Annotated in this window: 1 protein-coding gene; it reads left to right on the forward strand. The window is 70.3% G+C overall.

The window, feature by feature from the left end; translation table 11 throughout:
* On the forward strand, positions 1–370 hold a 370-nt coding region (locus GTW43_RS21760), incomplete at both ends, for an RHS repeat domain-containing protein (RefSeq protein ID WP_161303694.1).

The following is a 370-nucleotide window of genomic DNA, read 5'->3' on the forward strand; positions in this document are numbered from 1 at the left end:
GAACTCCGCCTCACCCGCGTCACCAACCCCCAGGGCCTGACCTGGGACTACACCTACGACCCGGCCGGCCGCCTCATATCCGAGACGGACTTCGACGACCGCCCACTGACGTACGCCTACGACGCCGCGGACCAGCTGGTCTCCCGCACGAACGCCCTCGACGAGACGACCACGTTCGAACGCGACGCACTGGGCCGCACGACCCGCAAGGACGCGGCGGGCCAGGTCACCACCTTCGCCTACGACCTCACCGACCAACTCGCCGAAGCGGTGGGCCCCGACGGCACCCGCCTCACCATCCTCCGCGACCGGTACGGCCGCGTCCGCACCGAAACCGTCGACGACCGCACCCTCACCTACGACCACGACG

This window comes from Streptomyces sp. SID5785 (assembly GCF_009870065.1).
In the GTDB taxonomy this organism is placed as follows: Bacteria; Actinomycetota; Actinomycetes; order Streptomycetales; family Streptomycetaceae; genus Streptomyces.